This is a genomic window from Nonomuraea sp. CX421 (assembly GCF_059358955.1).
Genome location: NZ_JCADBK010000007.1, coordinates 86,283 through 111,053, shown reverse-complemented (window position 1 = coordinate 111,053; position 24,771 = coordinate 86,283). Strand labels below are relative to the sequence as shown.

Annotated in this window: 21 protein-coding genes; 10 read left to right on the top strand and 11 right to left on the bottom strand. The window is 71.6% G+C overall.

Annotation, left to right across the window (positions count from 1 at the left end; all coding sequences use genetic code 11):
- Positions 1-123: 123 nt before the first annotated feature.
- Positions 124-2,187 carry a S9 family peptidase gene (locus tag AC5L3X_RS15435; protein ID WP_494857552.1) on the bottom strand — a complete coding sequence of 688 codons (2,064 nt, stop codon included), beginning with the start codon at positions 2,185-2,187 and terminating at the stop codon, positions 124-126.
- A 44-nt stretch (positions 2,188-2,231) separates the two neighbouring features.
- Between AC5L3X_RS15435 and mshB the strand changes: the two genes are divergently transcribed.
- The gene (mshB, locus tag AC5L3X_RS15430) at positions 2,232-3,179 is read left to right on the top strand and encodes an N-acetyl-1-D-myo-inositol-2-amino-2-deoxy-alpha-D-glucopyranoside deacetylase (protein WP_494857551.1); all 948 of its coding nucleotides are present in this window, start codon (positions 2,232-2,234) and stop codon (positions 3,177-3,179) included.
- An 11-nt stretch (positions 3,180-3,190) separates the two neighbouring features.
- Positions 3,191-3,595, top strand: a complete 405-nt coding sequence (locus AC5L3X_RS15425; protein WP_494857550.1) for a DUF6113 family protein — start codon at positions 3,191-3,193, stop codon at positions 3,593-3,595.
- A gap of 310 nt (positions 3,596-3,905) precedes the next feature.
- Here AC5L3X_RS15425 and AC5L3X_RS15420 read toward each other — a convergent pair whose 3' ends face one another.
- Positions 3,906-4,790 carry a hypothetical protein gene (locus AC5L3X_RS15420; protein ID WP_494857549.1) on the bottom strand — a complete coding sequence of 295 codons (885 nt, stop codon included), beginning with the start codon at positions 4,788-4,790 and terminating at the stop codon, positions 3,906-3,908.
- Positions 4,791-4,865: 75 nt separating this feature from the next.
- Here AC5L3X_RS15420 and AC5L3X_RS15415 point away from each other — a divergent pair, with 75 nt between their 5' ends.
- On the top strand, positions 4,866-5,297 hold the full coding sequence (locus tag AC5L3X_RS15415; protein WP_189124205.1) for a hypothetical protein: 432 nt from the start codon (positions 4,866-4,868) through the stop codon (positions 5,295-5,297).
- Between the two features lie 87 nt (positions 5,298-5,384).
- Here AC5L3X_RS15415 and AC5L3X_RS15410 read toward each other — a convergent pair whose 3' ends face one another.
- The 8 genes from AC5L3X_RS15410 to AC5L3X_RS15375 all read right to left on the bottom strand — a co-directional run bounded on the left by AC5L3X_RS15410 (position 5,385) and on the right by AC5L3X_RS15375 (position 17,926).
- Entirely contained in the window at positions 5,385-7,916 is a 2,532-nt protein-coding gene (locus tag AC5L3X_RS15410; RefSeq protein WP_494857548.1) for a penicillin acylase family protein, read from the bottom strand.
- Between the two features lie 79 nt (positions 7,917-7,995).
- The gene (locus AC5L3X_RS15405; protein ID WP_494857547.1) at positions 7,996-9,366 is read right to left on the bottom strand and encodes a CysS/YqeB C-terminal domain-containing protein; all 1,371 of its coding nucleotides are present in this window, start codon (positions 9,364-9,366) and stop codon (positions 7,996-7,998) included.
- A 33-nt stretch (positions 9,367-9,399) separates the two neighbouring features.
- Positions 9,400-11,238 (bottom strand): sigma factor-like helix-turn-helix DNA-binding protein, encoded by a 1,839-nt coding sequence (locus tag AC5L3X_RS15400; RefSeq protein ID WP_494857546.1) that lies wholly within the window; start codon positions 11,236-11,238, stop codon positions 9,400-9,402.
- Between the two features lie 54 nt (positions 11,239-11,292).
- Positions 11,293-13,107, bottom strand: coding sequence for a UvrD-helicase domain-containing protein (locus AC5L3X_RS15395; RefSeq protein WP_189124209.1), 1,815 nt, complete (start codon positions 13,105-13,107; stop codon positions 11,293-11,295).
- Positions 13,108-13,110: 3 nt separating this feature from the next.
- Positions 13,111-15,669 (bottom strand): hypothetical protein, encoded by a 2,559-nt coding sequence (locus AC5L3X_RS15390; protein WP_494857545.1) that lies wholly within the window; start codon positions 15,667-15,669, stop codon positions 13,111-13,113.
- Between the two features lie 112 nt (positions 15,670-15,781).
- Entirely contained in the window at positions 15,782-16,558 is a 777-nt protein-coding gene (locus AC5L3X_RS15385) for a class I SAM-dependent methyltransferase (RefSeq protein WP_189124211.1), read from the bottom strand.
- 100 nt (positions 16,559-16,658) lie between these two features.
- The gene (locus AC5L3X_RS15380; RefSeq protein ID WP_494857544.1) at positions 16,659-17,717 is read right to left on the bottom strand and encodes an ABC transporter substrate-binding protein; all 1,059 of its coding nucleotides are present in this window, start codon (positions 17,715-17,717) and stop codon (positions 16,659-16,661) included.
- A gap of 17 nt (positions 17,718-17,734) precedes the next feature.
- Entirely contained in the window at positions 17,735-17,926 is a 192-nt protein-coding gene (locus tag AC5L3X_RS15375) for a putative acetyltransferase (protein ID WP_494857804.1), read from the bottom strand.
- Positions 17,927-18,071: 145 nt separating this feature from the next.
- Between AC5L3X_RS15375 and fdxA the strand changes: the two genes are divergently transcribed.
- The 3 genes from fdxA (at position 18,072) to AC5L3X_RS15360 (ending at position 20,363) form a co-directional block, all read left to right on the top strand.
- Positions 18,072-18,398, top strand: coding sequence for a ferredoxin (gene fdxA / locus AC5L3X_RS15370; RefSeq protein ID WP_189124213.1), 327 nt, complete (start codon positions 18,072-18,074; stop codon positions 18,396-18,398).
- Positions 18,399-18,531: 133 nt separating this feature from the next.
- A complete protein-coding gene (dapC, locus tag AC5L3X_RS15365; RefSeq protein ID WP_494857543.1) occupies positions 18,532-19,602 on the top strand; it encodes a succinyldiaminopimelate transaminase in 1,071 nt (356 codons plus the stop codon).
- 92 nt (positions 19,603-19,694) lie between these two features.
- Positions 19,695-20,363 carry a DUF4178 domain-containing protein gene (locus AC5L3X_RS15360; protein ID WP_494857542.1) on the top strand — a complete coding sequence of 223 codons (669 nt, stop codon included), beginning with the start codon at positions 19,695-19,697 and terminating at the stop codon, positions 20,361-20,363.
- Here the strand turns inward: AC5L3X_RS15360 and AC5L3X_RS15355 are convergent.
- Positions 20,360-21,181, bottom strand: a complete 822-nt coding sequence (locus AC5L3X_RS15355) for a hypothetical protein (RefSeq protein WP_494857541.1) — start codon at positions 21,179-21,181, stop codon at positions 20,360-20,362. The genes AC5L3X_RS15360 and AC5L3X_RS15355 overlap by 4 nt on opposite strands.
- Positions 21,182-21,218: 37 nt before the next feature.
- On the opposite strand from AC5L3X_RS15355, the gene AC5L3X_RS15350 reads away from it, so the two are divergent.
- From AC5L3X_RS15350 to AC5L3X_RS15335, 4 genes are all read left to right on the top strand, one after another.
- Positions 21,219-22,052 (top strand): 2,3,4,5-tetrahydropyridine-2,6-dicarboxylate N-succinyltransferase, encoded by an 834-nt coding sequence (locus AC5L3X_RS15350; RefSeq protein WP_494857540.1) that lies wholly within the window; start codon positions 21,219-21,221, stop codon positions 22,050-22,052.
- Complete coding sequence (gene dapE / locus AC5L3X_RS15345) at positions 22,052-23,107, top strand: succinyl-diaminopimelate desuccinylase (RefSeq protein WP_494857539.1); 1,056 nt, start codon at positions 22,052-22,054, stop codon at positions 23,105-23,107. The genes AC5L3X_RS15350 and dapE overlap by 1 nt, the downstream gene beginning before the upstream one ends.
- A 269-nt stretch (positions 23,108-23,376) precedes the next feature.
- Positions 23,377-24,174, top strand: a complete 798-nt coding sequence (locus tag AC5L3X_RS15340; RefSeq protein WP_494857538.1) for an LOG family protein — start codon at positions 23,377-23,379, stop codon at positions 24,172-24,174.
- An 11-nt stretch (positions 24,175-24,185) separates the two neighbouring features.
- Positions 24,186-24,770 (top strand): LOG family protein, encoded by a 585-nt coding sequence (locus AC5L3X_RS15335; protein WP_494857537.1) that lies wholly within the window; start codon positions 24,186-24,188, stop codon positions 24,768-24,770.
- Position 24,771: the final 1 nt, after the last annotated feature.

Genomic DNA, 24,771 nt, shown 5'->3' with positions numbered 1-24,771 from the left:
TCGCCCGGCGGGCCCAGGGCGGTCAGGTTGCTCGACCTGCCCGGCGGTTACGTTGCTCGGCCGGTGCAGGGCATCACGTTGCTCGCGTGATGCCCTGGGCCGAGGCGGCAGGTCAGGGGGACGTCACTCGCCCAGCGACTTCTTCAGGAAGTCGACCTGGAGCAGCAGCAGGTTCTCCGCCACGACCTCCTGCGGCGTCATGTGCGTGACACCCGACAGCGGGAGGACGTGGTGCTGGCGGCCGGCCGCGAGGAGCGCGGACGACAGGCGGAGCGTGTGGGCGGCCACCACGTTGTCGTCGGCCAGGCCGTGGATGAGCAGCAAGGGGCGGTCCAGCTTGGCGGCGTCCCCGAAGAGCGAGGAGTTGTCGTAGACCTCGGGCTGCTCGTCCGGGTGGCCCAGATAGCGCTCGGTGTAGCAGGTGTCGTACAACCGCCAGTCGGTCACCGGGGCCCCGGCCACCGCGGCGTGGAACACGTCGGGCCGGCGCAGCACCGCCAGCGCCGCCAGGAAGCCGCCGAACGACCAGCCCCGGATGGCCACCCTCGTCAGGTCGAGATCGTCGGGATACTGCTCGGCCACGCCCTGCAGGGCGTCGACCTGGTCCTCCAGCGCCGGAGTCGCCAGGTCGCCCAGCATCGCGCGCTCGAACCCCGGGCCCCGCCCGGGAGTGCCCCGCCCGTCGGCCACGATGACGGCGAAGCCCTGCTCAGCGAACCACTGGCTCTCCAGGTAGCCGCCGCGCCGGTTGAGCACCCGCTGCGCGTGCGGCCCGCCGTACGGGTCCATGAGGACCGGCAGCCTGCGCGAGCCCTGCTCGTGCCAGGAGGGCAGCACCACGGCGGTGGCCAGCTCGCGACGGCCGGAACGGCCGAGCGAGACCCGCAGGTCGAGACCGGGCCGCTCGGCCACGGACGGGATCGGGATCGCCACGCCGTCGCGGCGCACGACCGTGGTGGAGACGCCCTCGGCGTCGAGGGTCTGCTCGCTGAGCACGCCGACGCCGCTCGCCATCCGGCCGGAGAACACGCCGGAGCGGGTCGAGACCGGCAGCAGCGAGTGGCCGTCCCAGGTCCACAGCTGGATCTCGGTGGGGTCGCCGCTGGCGGTGAACAGCACGCTGTCGTGGTCGACGTCGAGCACCGCGCGCACCTGCAGCGTCGGCGGGGTGACCGCGCGGTCGCCGACGAACAGCCGGTTGCCGCCGTCGGCCTGGGCCACCCAGACCAGCGACCCGTCGTCGAGGTGGGCGGGCACACCGGCGAAGATGTCGACCCAGGCCGGGTCGGTGTCCTCGCGGACCAGCGTGGAGCGGCCGGTCGCCGGGTCGACCGCGAACAGCCGCAGTGCCTTCTGGTCGCGTGGCATCGTCACGATCGACAGCGCGTGGGAGTCCCAGGCGGCCGTCGTAAGGTACTCGTCGTCGTACGGCACCGCCACGCGCGACCCGTCGAGGCCCAGCACGAACAGCTCGGTGACGGCGTTGGGCGTGCCGGCGGCCGGGTAGCGCTGGGTCACCGCCGGGCGGTCGGGATTGGCCGGGTCGGCGATGTACCAGCTGCGCACCGGCGCCTCGTCGGCCCGCTCGACCAGGAGCGCGTCGCTCGACGGAGACCACCAGTGGCCGCGCATCCGGCCCATCTCCTCGGCGGCGATGAACTCGGCCAGGCCGTAGGTGACCGTCGGCGACTCGGGCGTGGCCAGCGCCCGGTCGTCGCCGGAGGCCAGGTCCTGGACGCGCAGGGCGCCGCCGGTGACATAGGCGACCAGGTGGCCGTCAGGGGAGACGCGCGGGTCGATGGCCGAGCCGGGGATGCCGAGCCGGCGCGTGCGCCCGCTCGGCAGGTCGGTGACGTAGAGGCCGCCCGACAGGGCGAAGACGGCCGTGGTGACCGCGGTGTCGGTCGTGTAGGCGACCACTCCGCCCGCCTGCTCGCGGCTGCGCTCGCGCCTGGCCCGCTCCTCGGGCGGCAGGTCGTCGTCGGCGTCGAGCGTGCGCGGGTCGACGACCAGCCGCTCGATGTGCGTCTCGGTGTCGAGCTCCCACAGGCAGGTCACGGGGTCGGTGCCGGACCTCGTGCGCAGGAACACGACCCGGGCGCCGTCGGGGGAGATGGTGAAGCCCCGGGGCACCCCGAGGGTGAACCGGCGGGTCCTGGCCGAAAGTCGCGGGAAGCTCTCACTCATGGGGCCAATCCTGCCAGCAAGAGCGGTTGGTTAGGCTCGGACGCATGACGGAGAGCGAGGCGCCGGCCGGCGAGCGAGTCCACGGGCGTGATCGGCGGTTGCTGCTCGTGCACGCCCATCCCGACGACGAGTCGATCGGCACCGGCGCGACCATGGCCCGCTACGCCGCCGAGGGCGCCCACGTCACGCTGGTGACCTGCACGCTCGGCGAGGAGGGCGAGATCATCCCGGCCGACCTCGCCCATCTGGCCGCCGACCGCGACGACGCGCTCGGCCCCTACCGGGCCGGCGAGCTCGCCGGCGCGTGCCGGGCACTCGGCGTCGAGGACCACCGTTTCCTCGGCGGCGCGGGGCGCTGGCGCGACTCGGGCATGATGGGCCTCGCCTCCAACGAGCGGCCCGAGGCGTTCTGGCAGGCCGACCTCGACGAGGCCGCGGGCGAGCTGGTCAAGGTCATCCGCGAGGTGCGGCCGCAGGTCCTCGTCACCTACGACGCCAACGGCTTCTACGGCCATCCCGACCACATCCAGGCGCACCGCGTCTCCCTGCGCGCCGTCGAGCTCGCGGCCGACCCGGAGTTCGGCGAGGGCGAGCCGTGGCGCATCGCGAAGGTCTACCACACGGCCATGGCCGTCTCGGTCATGCGGCGCTCGGCCGACGCGCTGCGCGCGGCCACCGACGTGTCGTTCGTCGCCGAGGACGTCGACAAGGCGCCGTTCGGCAGTCCCGACGAGGTGATCACCACCGAGATCGACGCGCGGCCGTGGGTGGGCCGCAAGCTCGACGCGATGCGCGCCCACGCCACGCAGATCAGCGTGCGCGACCCGTGGTTCGCGCTGTCCAACGGCATCGGTCAGCTGGCGGTCGGCGTGGAGCACTTCATCCTGGCCGAGGGAGCGGCCGGCCCCGACGTGCCCGGGCTGCCGGTCGAGGCGGGCGGGCTTGGCGAGCCGGGCCACCGCGAGAACGATCTGTTCGCCGGCATCCACTAACCTCGGTCGGCATGGAGCAACGCAGCCAGGCCGAGTCGGCGCTGGGCGGGGCGGCCTACGGCATGCTGTTCGTGCTGGGGCTCGTCATGGGGGTCGTGGGCGGGTTCACGCAGGACGCGTGGAACCTGGGGCCCTTCCCTGCCGCGGCGGTCGCGTGGGTGGTGGGGCTCTTCGGTGTCTGCGTGGGGGCGGGCAGGCTGATGCGCGCCCGGATGGGGGCGGCGGTGACGGCGGCCGGGTGGCTGCTGGTGTCGATGCCGTTCTCGCTGCAGTTGGCGCAGGGGGATCTGGTCATCGCGGGGGGCGCTGCCGGATATATCTACCTATATGGGGGGATGGGGGCGTTGGTGGCGGCCTTCTTCCTGTCCCCCTCCACCTCCCCGCCCGGCTCCTGGCTCCTCCGCGGCCACCCCTGACATATACGACCATCTCTATCCGCCCATTTTTTACGGCGAAGCACGGCAAGACCCACCCGCCGCCCTGGCCGGCCCCCGTCCAGGGACACGCTCCTCCGGTTCCCCGGCGTGCCGCCGTGACGTGCGCCCCCTGGGCCCCGGCCGTGGTGCACGCCTGACCGGTCGCCAGATGACGCCTGTCTGGCCGGGGCCCGGGTGGGCCGAGCTCACGGGATGCGCTTGGCCGGGGGTCCTACGGGGTGCCTGCCGGGGTGGGGACCGCCTGGCCGGGGCCCGCGGGATGTGTGCGGGGCCCGGCGGTCAGGGGGTTCTACTGGGCCGGGGGTTCCGGGAGTGGGGTTTCCGTTGGTTCAGTCGGCTCGTCGGTCGGTGTGTCCGTAGGCGCGCCGGTGGCGGTGGGGCAGATCGGGATCGGGTCCGCCGGGGGCGGTGTGTCCGTCGGGACTCCGGTCGGCTCCTCGGTGATCGTGAGGGAGGGCGTCGGGGTCGGTTCCGGCACGGTCGGCAGCGATGGAGTCGGTTCGGGGGTGATCGGGAGTGACGGGGTCGGTTCGGGGGTGGTGGGGAGTGACGGGGGCACCGTGGGCGTCTCCGAAGGCGGGAGCACCGGGACCTCCGGCCGGCAGGTCTGGGTGACCGTCGCCGTGACCGTCACCGGAGGCGCCGTGACCGTCTGGGTGACCGTGGTCGTGACCTCCTGCGTCGCCGTCTCCGTCACGGTCGCCGTGACCGTCTCGGCCGGCGCGGTCTCCGTGACCGTGGCCGTCGGCGTGGCCGTCACCGTGCGGGTCGGCCAGGGCAGTACCTTGACCTTGACCTTCGGCTTGCCTCTCAGCTTGTACGCGCCCTTGCCGAGCTTCTTGCTGGCCTTGCCCGCGCCCGTGGTCACGGGGAGTTCGGCGGCGGTCGTACGGCAGGACTTGCCCTTGCAGACGCGCTGGCGGATCGTGAACCTGGCGGCGCCGTCGTACTTGACGGCCACGTCCAGGTAGGAGGTGCCTTTTTTCTTGACGACCTTGGTCGTGGCGGTGTACTTACCGATCTTGGGGGTGGGCGTCGACGACGCGATCACGACGCGGAGCGGGGCCTCGGATAACCCCAGGGGGTCGCTCGCCGAGGTTTGAGTGATCGCGATTCCGCCGGCGCCGGCCAGAGCCATGGCGCCGACCAGCGCGCCCAGAGTGGAAAATCTCATGATCCTGCTCTTTAGGGAGATTTCAGGACGTCGATCATTATTCCGAGTTGTCAAGATTGGTCAAGACTGAGACGTATGAACAGGCGACACAGGTTCCGCCGGGTGGTGAACTATCTGAATCTGGCCACCCCGCTAGGTTTGCTGATCTCCGTCATCGGCGGCGCCACCCGGCAGCCCGGTCCCGACGGGCTCGTGCTCGCTTTCGGCTACCGCTACCGCTTCCCCATCGCGGGGGCGTTCACCGTGGGCAACGTCGTGCTGACCAGGCGAGATTCGCTCGACGACCGGCTCATCCTGCACGAGAGCAGGCACGCCACCCAGTGGGCGTGGTGCGTCGGCCTGCCCATGCTCCCGCTCTACCTGCTGTCCATGCTGTTCTCGGTGCTGCTCTGCGGGCACCAGGCGTCGTACAACGTGTTCGAGCGGCTGGCCGGCCTCGACGACGGCGGCTACCCGCGCGCGGCCCTGTGGTGGCGACGGCGCGCGGGAGAGCGGCAAGGCGGGTGAGTCAGTGCGGGTGAGTCCAGTGCGGATGAGTCAGTGTGAGTGAGTCCAGTGCGAGTGCGTCAGTGTGGGTGAATCAGAGCGATTGAGTCAGGGTGTGAGCCGCAGCGTGTGCACCGCCGCCTCGCGCACCGACTCCTTTCGCGAGTACATCGGCAGCAGCCCGCCCTCGGCCCAGAGCGTCGCCTGGTCCCAGTAGTTGTCGTGGAAGGCGTGGCCGGAGGCGCCGGTCAGGTTGATCCAGCGTGACTTGTCCAGGTCGCCCAGGTCGACGACCATCCGCATCGACGGCACGGCGGTGACGGCGTAGCCCTTCTGCACGTTCCAGCCGGTCGCGTTGACCGCGTCCTTGTTGCCGGGCACCGGCAGCGGGCCCCGGTTGAACAGGGCCTCGATCGGCCCGATGCCCGACGTGCCGAGCGAGCCATGGGTCAACGACAGCTGGTGCAGGTCGCCCCAGCGCCAGGAGCCGACGTCGTCGCCGAGCAGCCCGGACACCTCCTGGTAGGCGTCGGCCAGCGCCTGGCGGAGGACGTCGTCGCGGGTCTCGGTGACCTGCTCGGTTGTGGTGTCGTCCCAGAACGGGTCGTCGGGGGCGGCGAGCAGCCGTCTGACCACCTCGTACCAGCGGTCGCCGCCGCTCGGCCGGGCGGCTTCCGGCAGGTCGTCGTCGAAGGTCAGCTTGAGCAGGTGTCGCCAGACCGCGTTGAAGTAGGCGGCGGGGGCCGAGTCGAGGCCCTGCGAGCCGTCCCAGCCCTTCAGCAGCCCCCTGGCCCGCGCGCTCGGTCCGGCCAGCTCCACCTCCATGAGCGCGGGGACCAGCGTCGTGGCCAGGCCGTTGTTGCTGTCCTGCTGGATCCTGGACATGGTCGCCGCGTCGACCTGGCCCTTGTCGATCTCCTGCTTGAGCCGGTCGGTGATGCGCTGCGAGCGGTAGCCGTAGGACCAGTCCTTGGTCAGCAGCGGCTGGTAGCGGCGAGGGTCGATGACCGCGTTGTTGGCGGTGACGATGTAGCCCTCGGCGGGGTTCTCGACCGAGGGGAGCTGGTCGTAGGGGATCGGCGCGGTCTTCCAGTCGTACTCGCCGGTCCAGCCGGGCACCGGCCAGGTGCCGTCGCCCTTCTCGCGTACCGGGATCCAGCCGGGCGCCTGGTAGCCGATGCCGCCCTCGGTGTCGGCGTAGACGAGGTTCTGGGCGGGCACGTCGAACAGCACCGCCGCGGCCCTGAACTCGTGCCAGTCGGCGGCCTCGTTCAGCGCGAAGATCGCGTCGGCGGTCCGGCCGGGCATCAGCGCGGTCCACTGCAGGGCCACCGCGTTGGCCCCGTCGCCCGGCTTGACGTCGTCCATCACCTCGTTGATCAGCGGCCCGTGCCGGGTGCTTCTGACGTCGATCGTGACGGTGGCGCCACCCGCCACCTTGATCTCCTCACGCCTGGTCTCCAGCTTGACCTGCTCGCCCTTGTACAGGTACGTGTCGCCGGTGACCTGCTCCATGAACAGGTCGGCCACGTCCGGCGCCAGGTTGGTGAAGCCCCAGGCGATCTTGTCGGTGTGCCCGATGACGACGCCGGGCAGGCCGGCGAAGGTGAATCCGGTGACGTCGAAGCCGCAGTGCTCCGTGATCTCCCTGCAGTGCAGCCCCGCCTGGTACCAGACCGACGGGAGCTGGGCCGACAGGTGGGGGTCGTTGGCGAGCAGCGGCTTGCCGCTGGCCGTGTGGCGGCCGGAGACCACCCACGAGTTGGAGCCGATGCCCTCGTGGTCGGGGCCGCTCATCGTTGCGGGCAGGGCGTCGAGCGTCTTCCTGGCCTGGGCCAGCGCCGCCGCGCCCCGCGCGTCGGTCGCAGGCTCCTCCTGCCGCGGCTTGGCCCGCTGGTCGAAGCGCTCCTCGACGATCGCCCCCTGGGTGACGATCGGCTCGTGCTCGTCGAACGGGTAGCCGGGGTAGAGCTGCTCGACCCGTTCCCGGGGGAGTTTGGTGAGGGCGAGCGCGCGGTCGATCTCGTCCTCCAGGTTGGAACGCAGGTCCCAGGCCATGGCCTTGAGCCAGGCGATCGAGTCGACCGCGGTCCACGGCTCGGGGGTGTAGCCGCCGTTCTGCACCTTGAGCACGGAGTATTCGAGGCTGCGGTCGGAGGCGTTCGGGTTCGCCTGGAGCCAGGCGTTCACGCCCTTGGAGTAGGAGTCGAGGTAGCGCCGGGTGCGCGCGCTCAGCTCGGGCAGCTCGCGTTCGGCCACCTGGCGCCAGCCCATGGTCCTGATCGCCTTGTCGGTCTCGACGGTGGCCGCGCCGAACAGCTCCGACAGCCGGCCGGCGGTCGTGTGCCGCCGGAAGTCCATCTCCCAGAACCGGTCCTGCGCGTGCGCGAAGCCCTGCGCCATGAACAGGTCCTCGGAGGAGTCCGCGTAGATGTGCGGGATGCCTGATTTATCGCGATAAATCTCTACGTTCCCGCTTAACCCCGACAGCCGAAGCGTCCCCTCCACCTGGGGGAACGACTGCCGTACGGTGTACACGAGCACCCCCGCCAACACCACGGCGAGTGCGAGGAAGATGGTCAACACCCGTGCCAACCAGCGCAACGGCCACGGCAGCCAGGCATAGGGCCTCAACCTCACGAAAACCTCCAAACTCCCGCGATGCCCCCTAAGTCTGGCAGTCCGCGGTCACTGCTCTCACCGCCACGGCGACCGGCCGTCAATGTCCGCCGAGCACCCAGACCTGCCCGTCGGGCGTGTCGGACACCAGCACGCCGACCTCGGCGAGCGAGTCGCGCAACCGGTCGGCGACGGGCCAGTCGTGGGAGTCACGGGCCCGCGCACGCTGGTCGAGGAGCTCGGCCGCGCCCGGCGGCAGCACCGGGGCCCTGCCGATCTCGGTCGAGAGGTCGAGCGCCAGCACGTGGTCGAGATGCAGGAACGACTCGAACTTGGAGCCCGGCGGCACCGACTCGTCGTGTTCGAGCTCGCGCAGGATCCGCAGTGCCGCGGGGGTGTCGAGGTCGTCGTCGAAGGCCGCCTCGGCGCGCTCGACGTGGTCGCGGGCCATCGGCGCGCTCGGCGACTCCGCCCACTCGGCCACCCGGCTCCGCCAGCGCCGCAGCGTGCGGTCGGCGGCCCGCAACGTGTCCCAGTCGAGGCTGACCTGGTGACGGTAGCGCTGCTCCATGAACGCCAGCCGGACGGCGAGCGGGTCGAGCCCGGCCTCCACGACGTCGGACAACAGCACCACGTTGCCGGTCGACCTGGCCATCGGGCGGCCGTCGAACAGCAGCTGCTCGCCGTGCACCCAGTGCTTGACCACCTCGTGCCCGGCGGCCGAGTCGGACTGGGCGCGTTCGTTCTCGTGGTGCGGGAAGCGCAGGTCGATGCCCCCGGTGTGGATGTCGACGCGCTCGCCGAGGAAGCGCAGCGACATGGCCGAGCACTCGATGTGCCGGCTGGGAAGGCCGCGGCCCCACGGGGTGTCCCAGGTCGGCTCGCCGTCACCGGGCCTCCACAGCGCCCAGTCGGCGTGGAAGCGCTTGCGCGGGTCGACGTCGCCGTGCCGGTGACCGGGCTTGAGGGCGTCGAGCCGGTTGCCGGAGATCTCGCCGTAGGTCGGGAAGGACGCGGCGTCGAAGAAGACCGAGCCGTCCGGGACCGCGTAGGCGTGGCCCCGCTCGATGAGCTTGGCGATCAGCTCGACCATGGGCTCGATCGTCTCGCCGGCCCGGGGGGCGTGCTCCGGCGGCCGGAGGTTCAGCGCGGCCGTGTCGCGTTGGAAGGACTCCTCGTGGTGGCGGGCGACCTCCGTCACCGGACGGCCCTCGGCCCCTGCCGGGGCCCCGTCCGCACCGGCCTCCGCGTCGCCGGCGAGGAGACCCACGTCGGTGATGTTGCGGCAGACCACCAGGCGCACGCGCCGTCGCTCCAGAACCCGGCGGATCAGGTCGGACAGCAAGTGGGAACGCAGGTCGCCGATATGGGCGGGCCGGTGGACGATCGGCCCGCAGGTGTACATGCGCAGCGCCCGCGCGGGAACGATCTCCTCGGTCCGCCTGGTCCTCGTGTCGTAGATCCGCGCCATCCTCCGAGCCTAGCCCTCGGCCCGGTCAGGAGGTCAGCCGCCCAGGAAGCCGACGATGTCGCGGTCGCCGCGCTCGCGCAGCCGGGCCAGCACCTCGTCGCGCGAAGTCGCGTCGGGCAGCCCGACGCGGGCGCCGATCAGCCGCAGCCCCTCCACCTCGGAGGTCACCGGAGCGGTGTAGCCGATCAGGTAGAGGGCGCGGTTCAGCGGCGGCATCCCCGCCGGAGCGGCCGGCAGGTAGCGCGTCAGCAGTTCGCCGCCGTCGGAGACGGTCAGGAACACGTGGTCGCCCTCACTGGCCTTGAAGTCGGCCAGCACGTTGCGGATCGAGCCCATCGTCGGCTGGTTGTGCCAGCTGATCACCACGTCGCCGGACGGCGTCGAGGCGGTGAGCTGGCCACCGGGCGCCATGCCCAGGTAGGCCGCGAACCCCGTGGGCAGCGGCGAGCCCGAGCCGCGCAGGTGCTCGGCGTTGACGTCCACCCGGTGCCACCAGCGCCCGTCGCGGCTGCGGAAGCTGCGCCGGGTCTCCGACACGTCCTTACGCGGCTGGTACGGCTCCGCCTCCCCGGTGGGGGAGGTGCCCGCCACCCGGATCCATCCGCGCTGGGTCCGCTCGAACCCCGGCCCGCCCGAGTACGCCCGGACCGAGCTCTCGCTCACGTCGTAGCGGGAGGTCAGGTTGGTGACGATGGTGCTGACCGAGGCCTCGCCGCCGGCCCGCTCGATCTCCCTGGCGATCATTTCCCTGATGCCCAGGTACTCGTCGCCACCCCACTTGGTCAGACCGTACTTGTTGCGGTCGACCCGGTGGAAGCGCCCGTCGGCGGTGAGCTGGTTGCGGATGCCGACCAGGCTGTAGTCCTCGCCGATGCGCTCCTGGATCTCCTCGGGCGACAGCGGGCGACCGGCCACCAGCAGCACCGCCTCGGCCTTCTCGTTGATGCTGCGCGGCCACGGCACCACGTGCTGGTCGAGCACCCGAAGCTGCGGCACCGACGCGATCCACCGCTCGGCCACGTCCTCGCGGATGCCGAGCTGCGTGACCATGGACACGGCCTCGCCGAGCGGCCGGGGCCCGTCGGCGAACAGCTGGCGCGTCTTCTCGCGCAGCTCCTCGGCCCCGCCCGCGATCAGCCAGCCGTCGGCCTGCTCGTAGCCGGTCAGCAGCGTGCGCACGAACCGCCAGGCCGGGATGCCCAGCGTGCGCAGCTCGGCGCGATGCCACGGCACCGCCGCCGCCAGGTCGTCGGCGGGCACCGCCGAGCCGAGCCGGCCCCGCAGCCACGTGACGTGCGCGACCAGGGCGGTGGCCTCCGGTCCGCCCAGCCAGGCCTCCACGTGGTCGCGCAGGTCGCGCTCGATCTGCCTGATCCGCTCCCGCGTCACGGAGAAGCGCTGCGCCAGCTCGTCGAGCGTGGCCCGCTGCACCGCGTAGAGCCGGTCGCGCGCGATCGCCCGCTGCCGCTCGTCCAGCGCCGCGAACAGCCCGTCGACCAGGTCGGGCAGCGGCTTGTCCGGGCGGGCCGGCGCGGGCTCGGGCACCGGCTCCAGCAGCCGCTCGAACACCCCGCCGAACAGCTTCTGCACCACGTCCTTGCCCAGGGTCTCGGGCGCCCGCTCGGCCTCGGCCGGGTTGGAGAAACGCAGCAGCGGCAGGATGTCGCCGAGCAGCAGATGGCCCCAGCAGGTGACCGCGAGATCGGCGAGACGGCCGGCCACGGCCTGGGCGCCCACGATGGCGCACGCGCGGTCGAGTGGGATCGCCTGCCACCAGGCCTCGGGCAGCTGGGGATCCTCCGCGATCGGCGCGATCTGCCCAGGGGAGGTCCAGCGCAGGGGTGGCGCGAGGTCACTCAGGCTGAGGTTCATTGAGGTCCAACCGGCGAAGGGAAGATATCCGCAGTTCAGAGTATGTGATCAGAGCTACAGAAAGGGGCTACCTCTTCCCGAATGGGATATGTAGAGCATCGAGCGGGCTCGCGTGCAGGCGACGTACAGCATGCCCCGCTCCCGCTGCAGGAGTCGCGCGCGGGCGCCGGGATCATCGGGTGGCGTCTCGGGCACGATACCCTCCGCCACGCCGATGAGGGCGACGCGCTCGAATTCGAGTCCCTTCAGATTCTGGAACGTCGACACCCGGACCTCGGCCTCCGCGAGCGCCCGCCTGGCAGCCCGCACCAGTTGCGGCGTGCGGGCTCCCACGGCGATCTGCCCTGCGGGCACGCCCTCCTCCAGCCAGGACGCGACCGTCTCGGCCAGCCCGGCCAGCTCCGCCTCGGGCGAGTCGTAGACCCGGATCAGCGGGTGCTCGCCGTTGCGCGTGGCGCGGAAGCCGTACAGGCCGGACACGCCCTTGACCAGACCGTCAGCCGGCCCGCCGCCACGCAGCCGGACGCCGAACGAGAGGAGCTCCTGCGGCAGCCTGCGGGAGACCCACAGCGAGTGCAGGGCGGCGGGGATGCCCACGGCGCCGAGCGCCACGCGCGTGTCGGTGACCCGCTGGTGCGGATCGCCCACGATGAACAGGTCGTCGTGCGCGCGCGGCACCGCCGCGCGCAGCAGCCGCCACTGCGCCGGGCTGATGTCCTGCGCCTCGTCCACGATGATGTGACGGTACGGCTTGTGCCCCGGCTCCACATCGTCGAGCAGATCTCCCGTCGCCCTCGACAGCAGCCGCAGCGCCTCGTCGGTCAGCTCGGCCAGGGTCCGGGCGCCGGGGCCGACGAGGACGGGCCGTCGGCCCTCGGCCTGGCCCACGATCCGCATCGCCAGCCGCTCGGCGTTGTCCACCTCGACCCGCTTACGCGGCACCTCGTCGACGAGCAGCCTGTCGAGCCTGGTGGACAGCTCCTCGCCGAGGCTCTGCGAGTAGGTCACCAGCAGTACCGGCCCCTTGCCGTGCGTGGCCAGGTGGGCGGCCCGATGCAGGGCCAGGAGCGTCTTGCCGGTGCCCGCTCCGCCGATGACCAGCACCGGATTGTCGTAGCGGGCGGCGCGGGCCAGCCGGTGCTGCTGCGGATACAGGAACGTGCACCACGCCGGCGACTCCAGGACCCGTTCCAGCTCCAGCTTGTCGGTGACGAACACCGCCCGGTCCGGGCTGCGGCGCAGCGCCGCGTGGAAGTCCTCGCCGTCGATCGGCCCCGGGTCGCCGTCGTAGGGGCGGTGACCGTCCAGCTCCCGCCAGGCGTCGGAGAGCGAGCCGCCGCGTGCCAGCACCGCCAGCGGAGCGTGCTGGGTGACCGGGAGAAGTGGTTCGAGCGCCTCCACATCGGCCTCGGTGGTGATGAGCCGTACCAGCCGTAACGCCCGCACGTCGATGCCGAGGGCGAGCAGGTCGCCGTCACAGATCGGGTCGAACAGCCGCGAGGCGCCCGCCGACCTGCGCAGCGCGGGCTCCACCCGCTCCAGCGCCTCGGCGTCCCACTCCTCGACCACCCCGATCACCGGGTTGATCCCGTAGCGACGGCGCCGCGCGTACGACCAGGCGTCCGGGTCGGGCAGCAGTGTGAGCAGCCAGTAGACGTCCCGCTCGCGCACCACGACGCCACGGAGCCCCTCGGCGAGCCGCAGGGTCGCGATCCGGGCGTCCCGGGCGCCCCTGACCCGCTCGGGATGCGGACCTCCCGTGACGTTCAGCAGGAAGCGGCGCAGCGCGACCACGGCGTCCCTGCGCACCGGCGGGGCCAGTGCGCTGAGCTCCCGGGGGAACTCCGGGCCGATCGCGAGCCGCGGCACGGCTCAGTCCAGCAGAACGAGCAGGTCGCGGTCCCCGCGCTCGCGGAGCCTGGTGAACAGGTCGGGCAGGGCCACCGGGCCGGTCATGCCGATCCTGGTGGCGATCACTCTGGCGGCCTGGTCCTTGGTGCCGCCCGGCGCGGTGTAGCCGACCAGGCGGAGCGCCCTGGTGATCTTCTCGGCGCTCTGCGCGGCGACCGGCAGGTGCCTGGCCCGCAGCACCCCCTCGTCCGACAGCGTGAGGAACAGGTGACCGCCCTCCTTCGCGCCCACGTCGACGAGCAGCCGCTCGATCGACTCCAGCACCGGCCTGCCGTGCCACGTCATGGTCAGCGCGCCCGCCGCGCTCCGGACCGACCGGGTCTCACCGGGCGACAGGCCCAGGTAGGCCGCGAAGCCGGTGGGCAGCGCGCACTCGCCTCCGGCCAGTTGCTCGGCCGTGACGTCGATCCGCAGCCACCACCGCCCGTCCGGCTGGCGGAAGCAGCGCCGCGTCTGCGAGACGTCCTTCAACGGCTGGTACGGCTTCGCCGCCTGCTCGCCCGACCCTCCGTTGGCCTCCACGCGGGCCTCCACGGGGTGGGCCTCCACCGGGTGGGCCTCAGCGGGCGTGGCCGGCGCGAACGCCTGGAACAGCGGCGCAGGAGACGGAGCCCCGTTGGCCGGAGCCGGCCGGGCGAACGCGGACGGCACCTCGGGCCGCATCCCCGCCGCCTCAGACAGCGCCCCCGGCTTATCGGGCCGGGCCCCTGGCTCGTCGTCCGGGTGCGTACGGGCCGGCAGGGTCGCCAGCACGAACTGCCAGGCGGGCACCTCCAGCGCGCGGATCTCCTTCGCGTGCCACGGCGCCGCTCCGATCAGCCGCTCCTTGGGCGCGGCCGGGCCGATCGACCTGCGCAGCTCGTCCAGGTGCGCCCGGTACGGGGCCGCCTCGTCGCTGGCCAGCCACTGGTCGAGCTGCGCTCTCAGCCGCGTCTCGGTCGCGGCGATCTCGGCGGGGGGCACGGCGAACAGCTTGGCCAGCTGGTCCACCGCCGACGGCTCATCGGTGAACACCCTGTTCTGCGCGACGGCCCAGCTCTTGTCGTCCAGACCGGCGAACGCCGTCTCGATCAGCTCGGCCAGGTCCCCTCCGTCACCGGATGGCCCCTTCTCACCGTCACGCCCGCTCCCAGCGCCGTCGACATCCTCGTCCCGGCCCAGCACCGCCGAACCGTCCGCGCCGACACCCCGCCCCCGCGGGTCACCGGCGCCCCGGTGGGCCTCGGCGATGTCCACTTCCGCCGACGGGTGATCCGGGCCGCCCTCGGCGAGGCCCGCCTCCGCCGACGGGTCATCCGCGTCGGCCTCGGCGATGGCCGCCCTCACCGGCGAGTCAGCCGCGTCGGCACGGTCAGCGTCACCGGCGTCGGCCTGCGGGCCGGCCGCATTCGCCCGGTCCGAGTCGGCGGGGTTCGCGTCGGCGGGGTTCGCGTCGGCTACCTCCGCGTGTTCCGCGTCAGCGGCGTACGCCTCCGAGCCGTCGTGGCCGTCGGCGAGCTCCGGTTCGCGGGACTGGGATTCGCCGTGACCCGCGCGGTGCGCTTCGACGGCCTCGTCCGCGGAGTCAGCCTGCCGACGCGCCGCTGCGGCCGAGTTCGCCGCCTCCGCCAAGTTCGCCGCTTCCGCCGCGTCGACGGACCGGCTGTGTGCCTGGGCGGCTTCGTCGGCGACCCGCTGGCCCGGTTGGGCGTCGTCGGAGTCCGTACCGGACGGCGAGGCGGCCTGGTCGGACGGCGAGGCGGCCGGGGTGGAAGCCGGGGGTTCGGCCAGGGACAGGCCGGGGGAGTCGGCTGGTTCGGCCGCGTCCTCGGCGGGCCGGCCATGTGGGTCGACGGCCCGGAAGCGGGGACGGAAGACGTCGGCGAGGCCGTCGGCCGGGGACGCGCCGCCGGGGGAGGGGTCTCGGGGAGGGCCGTCGAGGACCCGGGGGCGCAGCGGGCCCGAGGAGTCGGCCGAGGGCACATCCGCGTCGACCGCGAGCTGCGGCTCGGAGGCGTCCTCGGTCAGGGGCTCGGCGTCGGCGTCGAGCACCGGCTGGGAGTCGTCGGTGGCCGGTTCGAGAACCACGACCTCGGCGCCGGGCGCCTCGGCGGGCGTGGAGACGGCCGTGGGACGGGCGGGGGCGAGTCGTACCAGGACCGAGGAGAACAGCGTGGTGAGCACGGGGCGCGCCTGGATGAACGGCTGGTCGACCAGCTCCCTGCCCGTCAGGGCGAGCAGCCCGGCCCAGGAGCCCGCCCGGTCGAGGGCGATCGCGACCTGCGGCTCGTCGGCCTCATCCGGATCGAGCACGTGCAGCGCGGGCAGGACGTCACCCACGGAGGCGGCGGGCCAGTGCTCCAGCGTGATCTCCGTGAGGAGCTCGGCCAGCGACTCCGGGGCGATCGCCGCGAGGACCAGCGGGAGGGGCAGGCTGCGCCACCAGGCGTCCGGGAGGTCCGGCTGACCGGTGAGAAGCGTGATCGTGGACGCGTCGCTCCACCTCAACGGTGGTACGAGGTCGCTCAGGCAGAAATTCATCCCGTTCCGTTCACCAGCCCCTCACTCCGCCGAAGCGGTGCAGCCATACTCTCGCCGCCCACGGAACAGACCATAGTCCGGCAAAACGGCACTACGCATCATGGACGACGCATCAACGCCGTACGGCCGCGAAGCGCAGGCGTACATAGTCGGCCATCCAGCCGGTCTCCCTGCGCAGCGCCGGCGCCGCCAGCTCGTTGACCCGCCGGAGCAGGGGTTCGACGATATCCGGCGGCAGCCCTTCGAGTACCGAGGACGCGAACATGCGCACCCAGTCGGCGGCTCCGCCGGGGCACTCGTCGAGGGGCGTGGGGCGGTCGAAGTATTCGAGCAGCCGCACGACGAAGCCCTCGCGTTCCAGGCGCTGGGCGTAGTCGGCGGGCGTGGGGAAGTACCAGGGCAGGTCGGGTTCGCGCAGGCCGTACTCGCGCCAGGCCGTGAGCATGGCGGCTGTCAGCTCGGCGCAGTTGCCGGCCCCGCCCATCTCGGCGACGAATCTCCCGCCTGGCGTGAGCGCCTCGCGCACGCTGGCGATGACCGCGCCGGGTTCGCGGCTCATCCAGTGCAGCGCGGCGTTGGAGAAGACGGCGTCGTAGGCCTGCGCCACGGTGAAGTCGTGGCCGTCGCCGACGATGAAGTCGATGCCCGGATACTGGGCGAGGGCCTTCTCGATCATCGCGGAGGACCCGTCGATGCCGAGCACGCGGGCCCCGCGGGAGGCGATCTGGGCGGTCTGTACGCCGGTGCCGCAGCCGAGGTCCAGCACGCGCTCCCCCGGCTGCGGGTCGAGCAGGTCGACGAGGGGAGCGCCCTGGGTGGAGACGTAGCCGAAGCTGCCGTCGTAGGCGCGACTGCTCCACCGCTCCAAGCTCGGTGTGTCATAGCGCAAGACGATCAGCTCTCTTCGTCAGACATCGGGCCCCCGTGGCCGTGCTGTCCATTCACTTTAGAGGCTGAAAGTCTCTATGACATACCAAGTCACATCGGTCTCATCCGCCGCTCTTTGTCCATTCCTTCTTCAGGTAGGACTTGCCGGCGTCCGTCTGCGGGATCGTGAGCAGGATGGGCGGTCCGGGGGCCGCGGGCAGCCGGGCCGCCTGATGGGTGTCGAGCGTGCCCCGCGTGAGCATGGCCTCGCCACGAGCGGGCCGGGCGAACCCCTTCTGGAGGAGGTTCTGGCCTTCGTCGGAGAAGACGAACTCCTGCCAGAGCCGGGCGGCGGCGGGATGCGGCGCGTGCTTGCTGATCGCCTGGACGTGGTAAGCGCCGAGCGGCGCGTCCTTCGGGATCGTCACCTTCCACGCCTCGGGGTCATGGGCGCTGCGGATGGCGTTGAGGTGGTCCCAGCCGACGACGACGTTGGCCTTGGCCGGCTCGGTGAGCCGCCCCTCCCGCTTCAGCTTGCGGAACAACTCCACCCCGCGCTGCGGGCGCGGCGCGCCGTGCAGCAGCGAGGCCGCCATCACGCCCTCGAAGGCGGCCATGGACCGCAGCGGGTCGCCGTCGAGCGCCACCACGTACCCGGGCTTGGCCAGGTCGGCGAAGGAGGCGGGCGCGGACACCGTGCGCGGGTCGTAGCCGATCGACATGTAGCTGCCGTAGGCGGCGTACCAGGCGCCGGACGTGTCCTTGACGTCGTCGGGCAGGTCCTGCCAGCCCTGCACCTTGTACGGGGCGAACTTGCCGGCGTTGGCCACCGCCACGTCCAGGGTCAGGTCGAACACGTCGGGCTTCAGCCGCCCGGCGGCGTCGATCTCGCGCTGGCTGCTGGCGTTCGGCTCGAACTCGTTCACCTTGATGCCGTACTTCTCGGCGAAGGTGTCGATGAGCTCGCCGTAGTTGACCCAGTCACGCGGCAGGGCGATGACGTTGAGCTCGCCCTCCTGCTTGGCGGCCTCGGCGAGCCGCTCCAGGCTGCCGAAGCCCGCTTTCATGGAGTCGGCGTTGGCGTTGACCGGAGGCAACGGCTTGGTCTCTGTGGTCGTCGACGCGCCGCATCCGGCGCTGACGAGGATGGCTGCGGCAGCGGCGCAGGTACGTACGGTCACAGACTGAATACTTACGGTTACGAAGCTCCAGGTCGAGGAGGCGCGGCGGGAACGACTCGGGCCGCCACCAGCGACTCTTCGGGGATCTCCACCAGCGTGCCGTCTCTTTTACGAACTTTGAGCACTCCGTCGGCCCACGATTCGAGGACGCCCACCGTGTCGCGGAAACCCGCCGGATCGCGTCTGCGCGTGGTGATTCGCGTCCCCACGTCGGCTGCTGTGATGCTGATCACGAAGCGACCGGCCACGAGTTTGCCACCCTCCGTTCCGGCCAGTTGGCAAGCACGGCAATACTAGGGCGTAGCAAACCGCGGTCAGAGACATGCCATGGTGGCGGAGAAGAAGGAGCTCGAGGTGACCTACGTCATCGCGCAGCCTTGCGTGGACGTCCTGGACAAGGCGTGCATCGAGGAGTGCCCCGTCGACTGCATCTACGAGGGCGAGCGCATGCTTTACATTCACCCCGACGAGTGCGTGGACTGCGGCGCGTGCGAGCCAGTGTGCCCCGTCGAGGCCATTTTCTACGAGGACGACCTTCCTGAGCAGTGGAAGGAGTACTACCGGGCCAACGTCGACTTCTTCGAGGACCTCGGCTCGCCCGGTGGCGCCTCCAAGGTCGGCAAGATCGAGAAGGACCACCCGGTCGTGGCCGCGCTGCCCCCGCAGGGCGAGGGCCACTAGCCTTCGCAGGGCGTGGGCCGCCCTTCGGGGCCGCCCACCCGCGGGTCTTCCCGGGCGCCGTCTCGGGAAGACGCGACCGGCCGAGTTCCGGCGCGCGTCGAGTCCCGCCGCACCACCGAGATCCTGGAGCCTCGTGAACACCCTGCCTGACTTCCCGTGGGACCGGCTGGAGCCGTACAAGGAGCGCGCCCGCGCGCATCCCGAGGGCATCGTCGACCTCTCGGTCGGCACGCCCGTCGATCCGGTGCCGGGCCTGGTCCAGAGCGCGCTGTGCGGGTCAGCGGACAGCCCCGGCTATCCGCTGACCCACGGCACCGCGGAGTTGCGGGAGGCCGCGGCGGGCTGGCTGCGCCGCAGGCACGGCGTCACGGTCGACGCGCGCGACGTGCTGCCGCTGCTCGGGTCCAAGGAGTTCGTCGCCTGGCTGCCGACCTATCTCGGTGCCAAGCGGGTCGTCTTCCCCGAGCTGGCCTATCCCACCTACGACGTGGGGGCCCGGCTGGCCGGAGCGGCGGCGACGGCGGCCGACGGCCTGCTGGCACTCGGTCCCCAGCACGTCGACCTGGTCTGGGTCAACTCCCCGGGCAACCCCACGGGCCGGGTGCTGCCGCCCGAGCACCTGCGCAAGGTGGTGGCCTGGGCGCGCGAGCGCGGCACGGTGGTCGCCTCCGACGAGTGCTACCTCGAGCTCGGCTGGGAAGAACAACCGGTCTCCATCCTGCATCCCGACGTCTGCGGCGGCTCCCACGAGGGGCTGCTCGCGGTGCACTCGCTGTCCAAACGGTCCAACCTGGCCGGATACCGGGCGGCGTTCGTCACGGGCGACCCCGCTCTGGTGGGCCGGTTGCTGCACGTGCGCAAGCACGCGGGCATGCTGATGCCCGGTCCCGTGCAGGCCGCGATGACGGCCGCGCTGGGCGACGACGAGCACGCCGACGCGCAGCGCGAGCTCTACGCCGCCCGTCGTGCCCGGCTGCGTCCGGCGCTCGAACAGGCGGGCTGGCGCGTCGATCACTCGACGGCCGGACTGTACCTCTGGGCGTCCAACGGAGAGAACGCCTGGGATCAGGTAAGCAAACTCTCCGAAATCGGCATTTTGGTCGCACCAGGCGATTTCTACGGACCAGCAGGTAAGCGACATGTCCGTATCGCCATGACGGCCACTGACGAAAGGATCAGTGCGGCGGTGCGCCGCCTCCAGTAGGATCCCGCGTCATAGTCAGCTCGCAATTGCGAGCAAGCATATATTGATAAGGGCGTTTGCCGAGGCAGACCGCGAGTGGAGCGAGCTGATCGATGAGCATGACCTCCATGGTCGTACTCGGGCTGAGCATCGCCACCGTCCTCCTGCTGCTGGGAGCCTTCTTGGCCACCCTGCGCCAGGACAGGAAGGACCGCACAGCCGCGCCGCCGGTTGAGGTCGCTCCCGTTGAGACCCCGTTACCGGCGCCGGTGAGCGCGGCTGGGCATGCGGGGTCCGACTACACCGATCCCCGGACCATCCAGGTCGGAGACCGGATCCACGTCCACGGCTCGCCCGCGCGCGTGCTGGGCGCGATGTTCATGTCGTGGCAGGGCCAGCAGTGGACCGAATACCTGCTCCGCGACCGCACCCGCCGCTTCCAGTGGCTGTCGGTGGAAGTGCGCCAGGGCCTCACCCAGGGAGATCCGCCGCACCTGGAGGTGCTCCTCTGGACCGAGGTGCCCACCCAGGGCATGGTCCCCGCCAAGAGCATGCTGATCATGGAGGGCGTCGAGTTCTTCCCGATCGAGCGGGGCACGGCGGCGTTCCGATGTGAGGGCGACACCGGCAACCCGGAGCGCGGGCTGCTCGACTTCGCCGACTACCGCGCCTCCGACGGGCGGCTGCTCTCCTTCGAACGCATCCAGGGCAGGGCATGGACCGCCAGCTACGCCCGGCCGCTGCCGCCCGGCTCGATCGACATCGTCAGCCGCGCGTCCTAGGACAGCTCGACGCGGCGGTCGCCCGCCTTGCCGCCGGACCGCCAGTCGTCGGCCTCCAGGTCGTTGGACCAGGTGGCCCCGCTGAACCCGACCCGGCTCAGGCTGTATTCGCGCGCGTGGGCCACCGACCAGGCGGCGATCAGCCAGCCGCGCCGCTTGCTGGTGATGGTGGTGTCGCCGAGTGCCCGCGCGAGCTGGCGGCGGGCCTCACCGGTGCGCGCCACGGGCGTGGCGGTCTGGCCCTTGGCCGGTGGATACCAGCAGTGCACGGACCGGGGGACCCGGCCGGTGAACGCCGCGGCCAGGATCTTGGCGTCGGACTCGTGGGGCGCGTAGGCGTAGCCGCCGGCGGAGCGCTGCACCTCCTGCGCGGCCTCGGCGAGCGGGATGGTGCGGTAGTTCTTGACCTTGACCAGCGCGGCGAAGAACTTGTTGGTCGAGTAGACCGGGTCCATGATCTGTTTCTGCGTGCCCCATCCCTGCGACTCGCGCTGCTGGAACACCCCGACCGAGTCGCGGTCGCCGTGGTCGAGGTTGCGCAGCTTCGACTCCTGCAGCGCCGTCGCGTAGGCGATCACGACGGCCCGCTCGGGCAGCCTGCGCCGTGCCGCCACGGCCGCGATGGTGGCCGACACCTGCGCCTGCTCGATGTCGAGGCCGAGCGACCCTTGGGGAGTCCGTACGACGCAGGAGGCATCGGGCACGGCCAGCGGCTTGGCCTTCTTGAGCAGCGCGTAGAGGCCCACGGAGATGCCCACCGCGAGCACGAGAACGATGACCGCGATGGTGAAGACTCCGCGGGAGAAGCGCAGGCGCACCCTGAAAAACCTACCCGGCCAGATAGGCTCCGTGGCCATGAGTCACCAGAGCACCTCGTCACCGCTCCCACGGGCCGTCGACGCCCTCTGGGAGCGGCGCGCGGAGCTGTCGCCGAACGACGCCGAGGCCCGCGCCGTGGTGGTCGGCGCGATCGACCTGCTCGACACCGGCAAGGCGCGGGTCGCCCAGGTGTCCGACGGCGAGGTGGTCGTCGACGAGCGGGCCAGACGCGCGATCCTGCTCGCGTTCAAGGTGCTCGGCCTGGCCAGGTCGCAGGTGGGCGACTTCCAGCACCATGACCGGCTGCCGCTCAAGACCACGTTCGACGGGGTCCGGGTGGTCCCGGGGGCCATCGCGCGATGGGGCTCCTACGCGGCGCCCGGCGTGGTGCTGATGCCGTCGTTCACCGACATCGGGGCCCATATCGGCGCCGGCACGATGGTCGACACCTGGGCCACGGTCGGATCCTGCGCCCAGATCGGCGGCAACGTGCACCTGTCGGGCGGGGTGGTCATCGGCGGCGTGCTGGAACCACCCAACGCCGTGCCGGTGGTCGTGGAGGACGACGCGCTGATCGGCAGCCGGGCGATGATCGTCGAGGGCGCCCGGGTCGGACGGGGCGCCGTGGTGGGCGCGGGCACCATCCTGTCGGCGACGATCCCGGTCATCGACGTGATGACGGGCGACGAACTGGCCCGCGGCCGGATCCCCGACTGGTGCGTGGCCGTCGGCGGCACCCGGCAGAGAGAGTTCCCCGGAGGCACGTTCGGGCTGCCCTGCGTACTGGTGATCAAGCGCCTGGACCCCGGGCAGCGGCACGACAAGGCGGCCCTCAACGAGGTGCTGCGCGAACATGGAGCCGATACCTGATGCTGGACCTGACACAGGACGTGCGCGCGCTGACGGCGGCGATCGTGGACCTCGAGTCGGTGAGCGGGGCCGAGAAGGCACTGGCCGACGAGATCGAGCGGGCGCTCGCCGCGCTGCCGCACCTCGAGCTCGACCGGTCGGGCGAGACCGTCGTCGCCCGCACCTCGCTGGGGCGCGGCGAGCGCGTGCTGATCGCCGGACACATCGACACGGTGCCCGTGGCCGCCAACCTGCCGAGCCGCGTCGAGGGCGACCTGCTCTACGGCTGCGGCACCTCCGACATGAAGGCGGGCGTGGCGGTCGCCCTCAAGCTGGCGGCCACCGTGCCGGCCCCCAACCGCGACGTCACGTTCGTCTTCTACGACTGCGAGGAGATCGAGGCGGAGCGCAACGGGCTCACCCGGGTGAGCCGCGACCACCCCGGCTGGCTGGCGGCCGACTTCGCGGTGCTCATGGAGCCGACCGACGGAGTGATCGAGGGCGGCTGCCAGGGCACGCTGCGGGCCGAGATCACGGTGACGGGCAAGCGCGCGCACAGCGCCAGGTCGTGGTTCGGGGTCAACGCCATCCACGGCGCCGAGCCGGTGCTGGCCCGGCTCAACGCCTACCAGGCGCGGCGGCCGGTGGTCGACGGGCTCGAATACCACGAGGGACTCAACGCCGTACGCGTCGAGGGCGGGGTGGCGGGCAACGTGATCCCCGACGCCTGCGTGGTGACGGTCAACTACCGGTTCGCGCCCGACCTGTCGCTGGAGGAGGCGGAGACGCACGTGCGGGAGGTGTTCGACGGATACGAGGTCCGCTTCGTGGACGCGGCGCCCGCCGCCCGGCCGGGTCTCACGCATCCGGTGGCCGCCGCCTTCACCGCGGCGGTGGGCGGCACGCCCCGGGCGAAGCTGGGATGGACCGATGTGGCGAGGTTCTCCGCCCTGGGGGTTCCGGCCGTCAACTACGGGCCGGGCGATCCGAACCTGGCGCATCAGCAGGGGGAGTACGTGTCGCTGTCCAAGATCGTGGAGAGCGAGCGGGCGATGCTCGACTGGCTCACAACGTGAAAGTGGCTTTCCTCGCCGGCCATTTGGCGGGGAAAGCCACTTTCAGTCCCGAGCAGCACCCTCGGCAGTTAGACGCGAGGGGGTCGAAATTCGGTTCCCTGCTTCTTTCAAGATTTTTTACGAGCTTGACACGGGCCGTCCACCTGCGGTTATGCCATCCATGATGTCCTCTCGGTGACTCACAGCCGGATCCTTCGCGCGGTGAGCACATCGAGTGACAGGCGCCGGCCGCGACCCGAGAGCCGGGGAAGAGGACTAGCGTGATCCGCATGGAGAAGATACGTCGCGAACGCCGTCAGGGGCAGGCCGTGGTCCGTGGCGCGCTGGTTCCCGAGTCCACCCACGACCAGCGGTTGCTCGACCGGCAGGGGCCCGCCGACTGGGTGCACATGGACCCGTGGCGGGTGCTGCGCATCCAGGCGGAGTTCGTGGAGGGGTTCGGGCAGCTGGCGGAGCTGCCCAGGGCGGTCACCGTCTTCGGCTCCGCGCGCACGGACGAGGACGACGCCTACTACGCCATGGGCGTCGACCTCGGCCGGACACTGGCCGAGGCCGGCTACGCCGTCATCACCGGGGGCGGGCCCGGCACCATGGAGGCGGCCAACCGGGGCGCGACCGAGGTCGCGGGCGGCATCTCCGTGGGCCTGGGCATCGAGCTGCCGTTCGAGCAGCGCATGAACGACTACGTCGAGCTCGGCATCGAGTTCCGCTACTTCTTCGTACGCAAGACGATGTTCGTGAAGTACTCCTGCGGCTTCATCGCGCTGCCCGGCGGGTTCGGCACCCTCGACGAGCTGTTCGAGGCGCTGACCCTGGTGCAGACCCGCAAGGTCACCTCGTTCCCCGTCGTGCTGCTGGGCACCGAGTTCTGGGGCGGCCTGATCGACTGGATCAGGAAGGCCCTGCTCGGCACCGGCAAGATCGCCACCCACGACCTCGACCTGATCACGGTCACCGACGACGTCGACGAGGCCGTGCGGGTCATCGTCGAGTCCGACCGGGCCCGGTCCCGGCAGAGCCTGGAGGAGCGGCAGGCCGCCGCCTCGCACCTCGCCGAACCGCAATAGGCTGGAGCCTCGTGAACGTCTGCGTCTACTGCGCCTCCAGCCAGAAGATCGACCCCAAGTACGTGGAGCTCGCCACGGAGGTCGGCACCGAGCTCGCCCGGCGTGGCCACACCCTCGTGAGCGGCGGCGCCACCGTCTCGTGCATGGGCGCCGTCACCACCGCTGCCCGGGCAGCCGGCGGCCACACCGTCGGTGTCATCCCGCAGGTCCTGGTCGACATCGAAGTGGCCGACCGCGACTCCGACGAGCTGATCGTCACCGCCGACATGCGCGAGCGCAAGGGCGTCATGGACGCCCGCTCCGACGCCTTCCTCGTGCTGCCCGGCGGCATCGGCACGCTGGAGGAGCTCTTCGAGATCTGGACGGCCAGGGTGCTCGGCATCCACGACCGCCCCCTGGTCATCCTCGATCCCTGGGGCCTCTACACACCGCTGCGCCGGCTCGTCGAGGGCATGTACGACGAGGGCTTCACCAGGGCCAACGTGTTCGACGCCATCGCCTGGACGACCACGGTGGACGAGGCCTTCGCCCATGTGGAGGGCCGGCCGGCGCCGGTCCGCCCTTCGGTCGCGGAGCTCGGCGAGGCCGTCGGCTGAC

Excerpts from the sequence above, each read along its gene's own strand:
- AC5L3X_RS15425 (WP_494857550.1), top strand. The coding sequence starts at position 3,191 with ATGGAGCAACGCAGCCAGGCCGAGTCGGCGCTGGGCGGGGCGGCCTAC.
- AC5L3X_RS15390 (WP_494857545.1), bottom strand. The coding sequence starts at position 15,669 with ATGAATTTCTGCCTGAGCGACCTCGTACCACCGTTGAGGTGGAGCGAC.
- AC5L3X_RS15415 (WP_189124205.1), top strand. The coding sequence starts at position 4,866 with ATGAACAGGCGACACAGGTTCCGCCGGGTGGTGAACTATCTGAATCTG.
- AC5L3X_RS15360 (WP_494857542.1), top strand. The coding sequence starts at position 19,695 with ATGAGCATGACCTCCATGGTCGTACTCGGGCTGAGCATCGCCACCGTC.
- AC5L3X_RS15350 (WP_494857540.1), top strand. The coding sequence starts at position 21,219 with ATGAGTCACCAGAGCACCTCGTCACCGCTCCCACGGGCCGTCGACGCC.
- AC5L3X_RS15340 (WP_494857538.1), top strand. The coding sequence starts at position 23,377 with ATGGAGAAGATACGTCGCGAACGCCGTCAGGGGCAGGCCGTGGTCCGT.
- dapE (WP_494857539.1), top strand. The coding sequence starts at position 22,052 with ATGCTGGACCTGACACAGGACGTGCGCGCGCTGACGGCGGCGATCGTG.
- AC5L3X_RS15405 (WP_494857547.1), bottom strand. The coding sequence starts at position 9,366 with ATGGCGCGGATCTACGACACGAGGACCAGGCGGACCGAGGAGATCGTT.
- AC5L3X_RS15400 (WP_494857546.1), bottom strand. The coding sequence starts at position 11,238 with ATGAACCTCAGCCTGAGTGACCTCGCGCCACCCCTGCGCTGGACCTCC.
- mshB (WP_494857551.1), top strand. The coding sequence starts at position 2,232 with ATGACGGAGAGCGAGGCGCCGGCCGGCGAGCGAGTCCACGGGCGTGAT.
- AC5L3X_RS15435 (WP_494857552.1), bottom strand. The coding sequence starts at position 2,187 with ATGAGTGAGAGCTTCCCGCGACTTTCGGCCAGGACCCGCCGGTTCACC.
- AC5L3X_RS15420 (WP_494857549.1), bottom strand. The coding sequence starts at position 4,790 with ATGAGATTTTCCACTCTGGGCGCGCTGGTCGGCGCCATGGCTCTGGCC.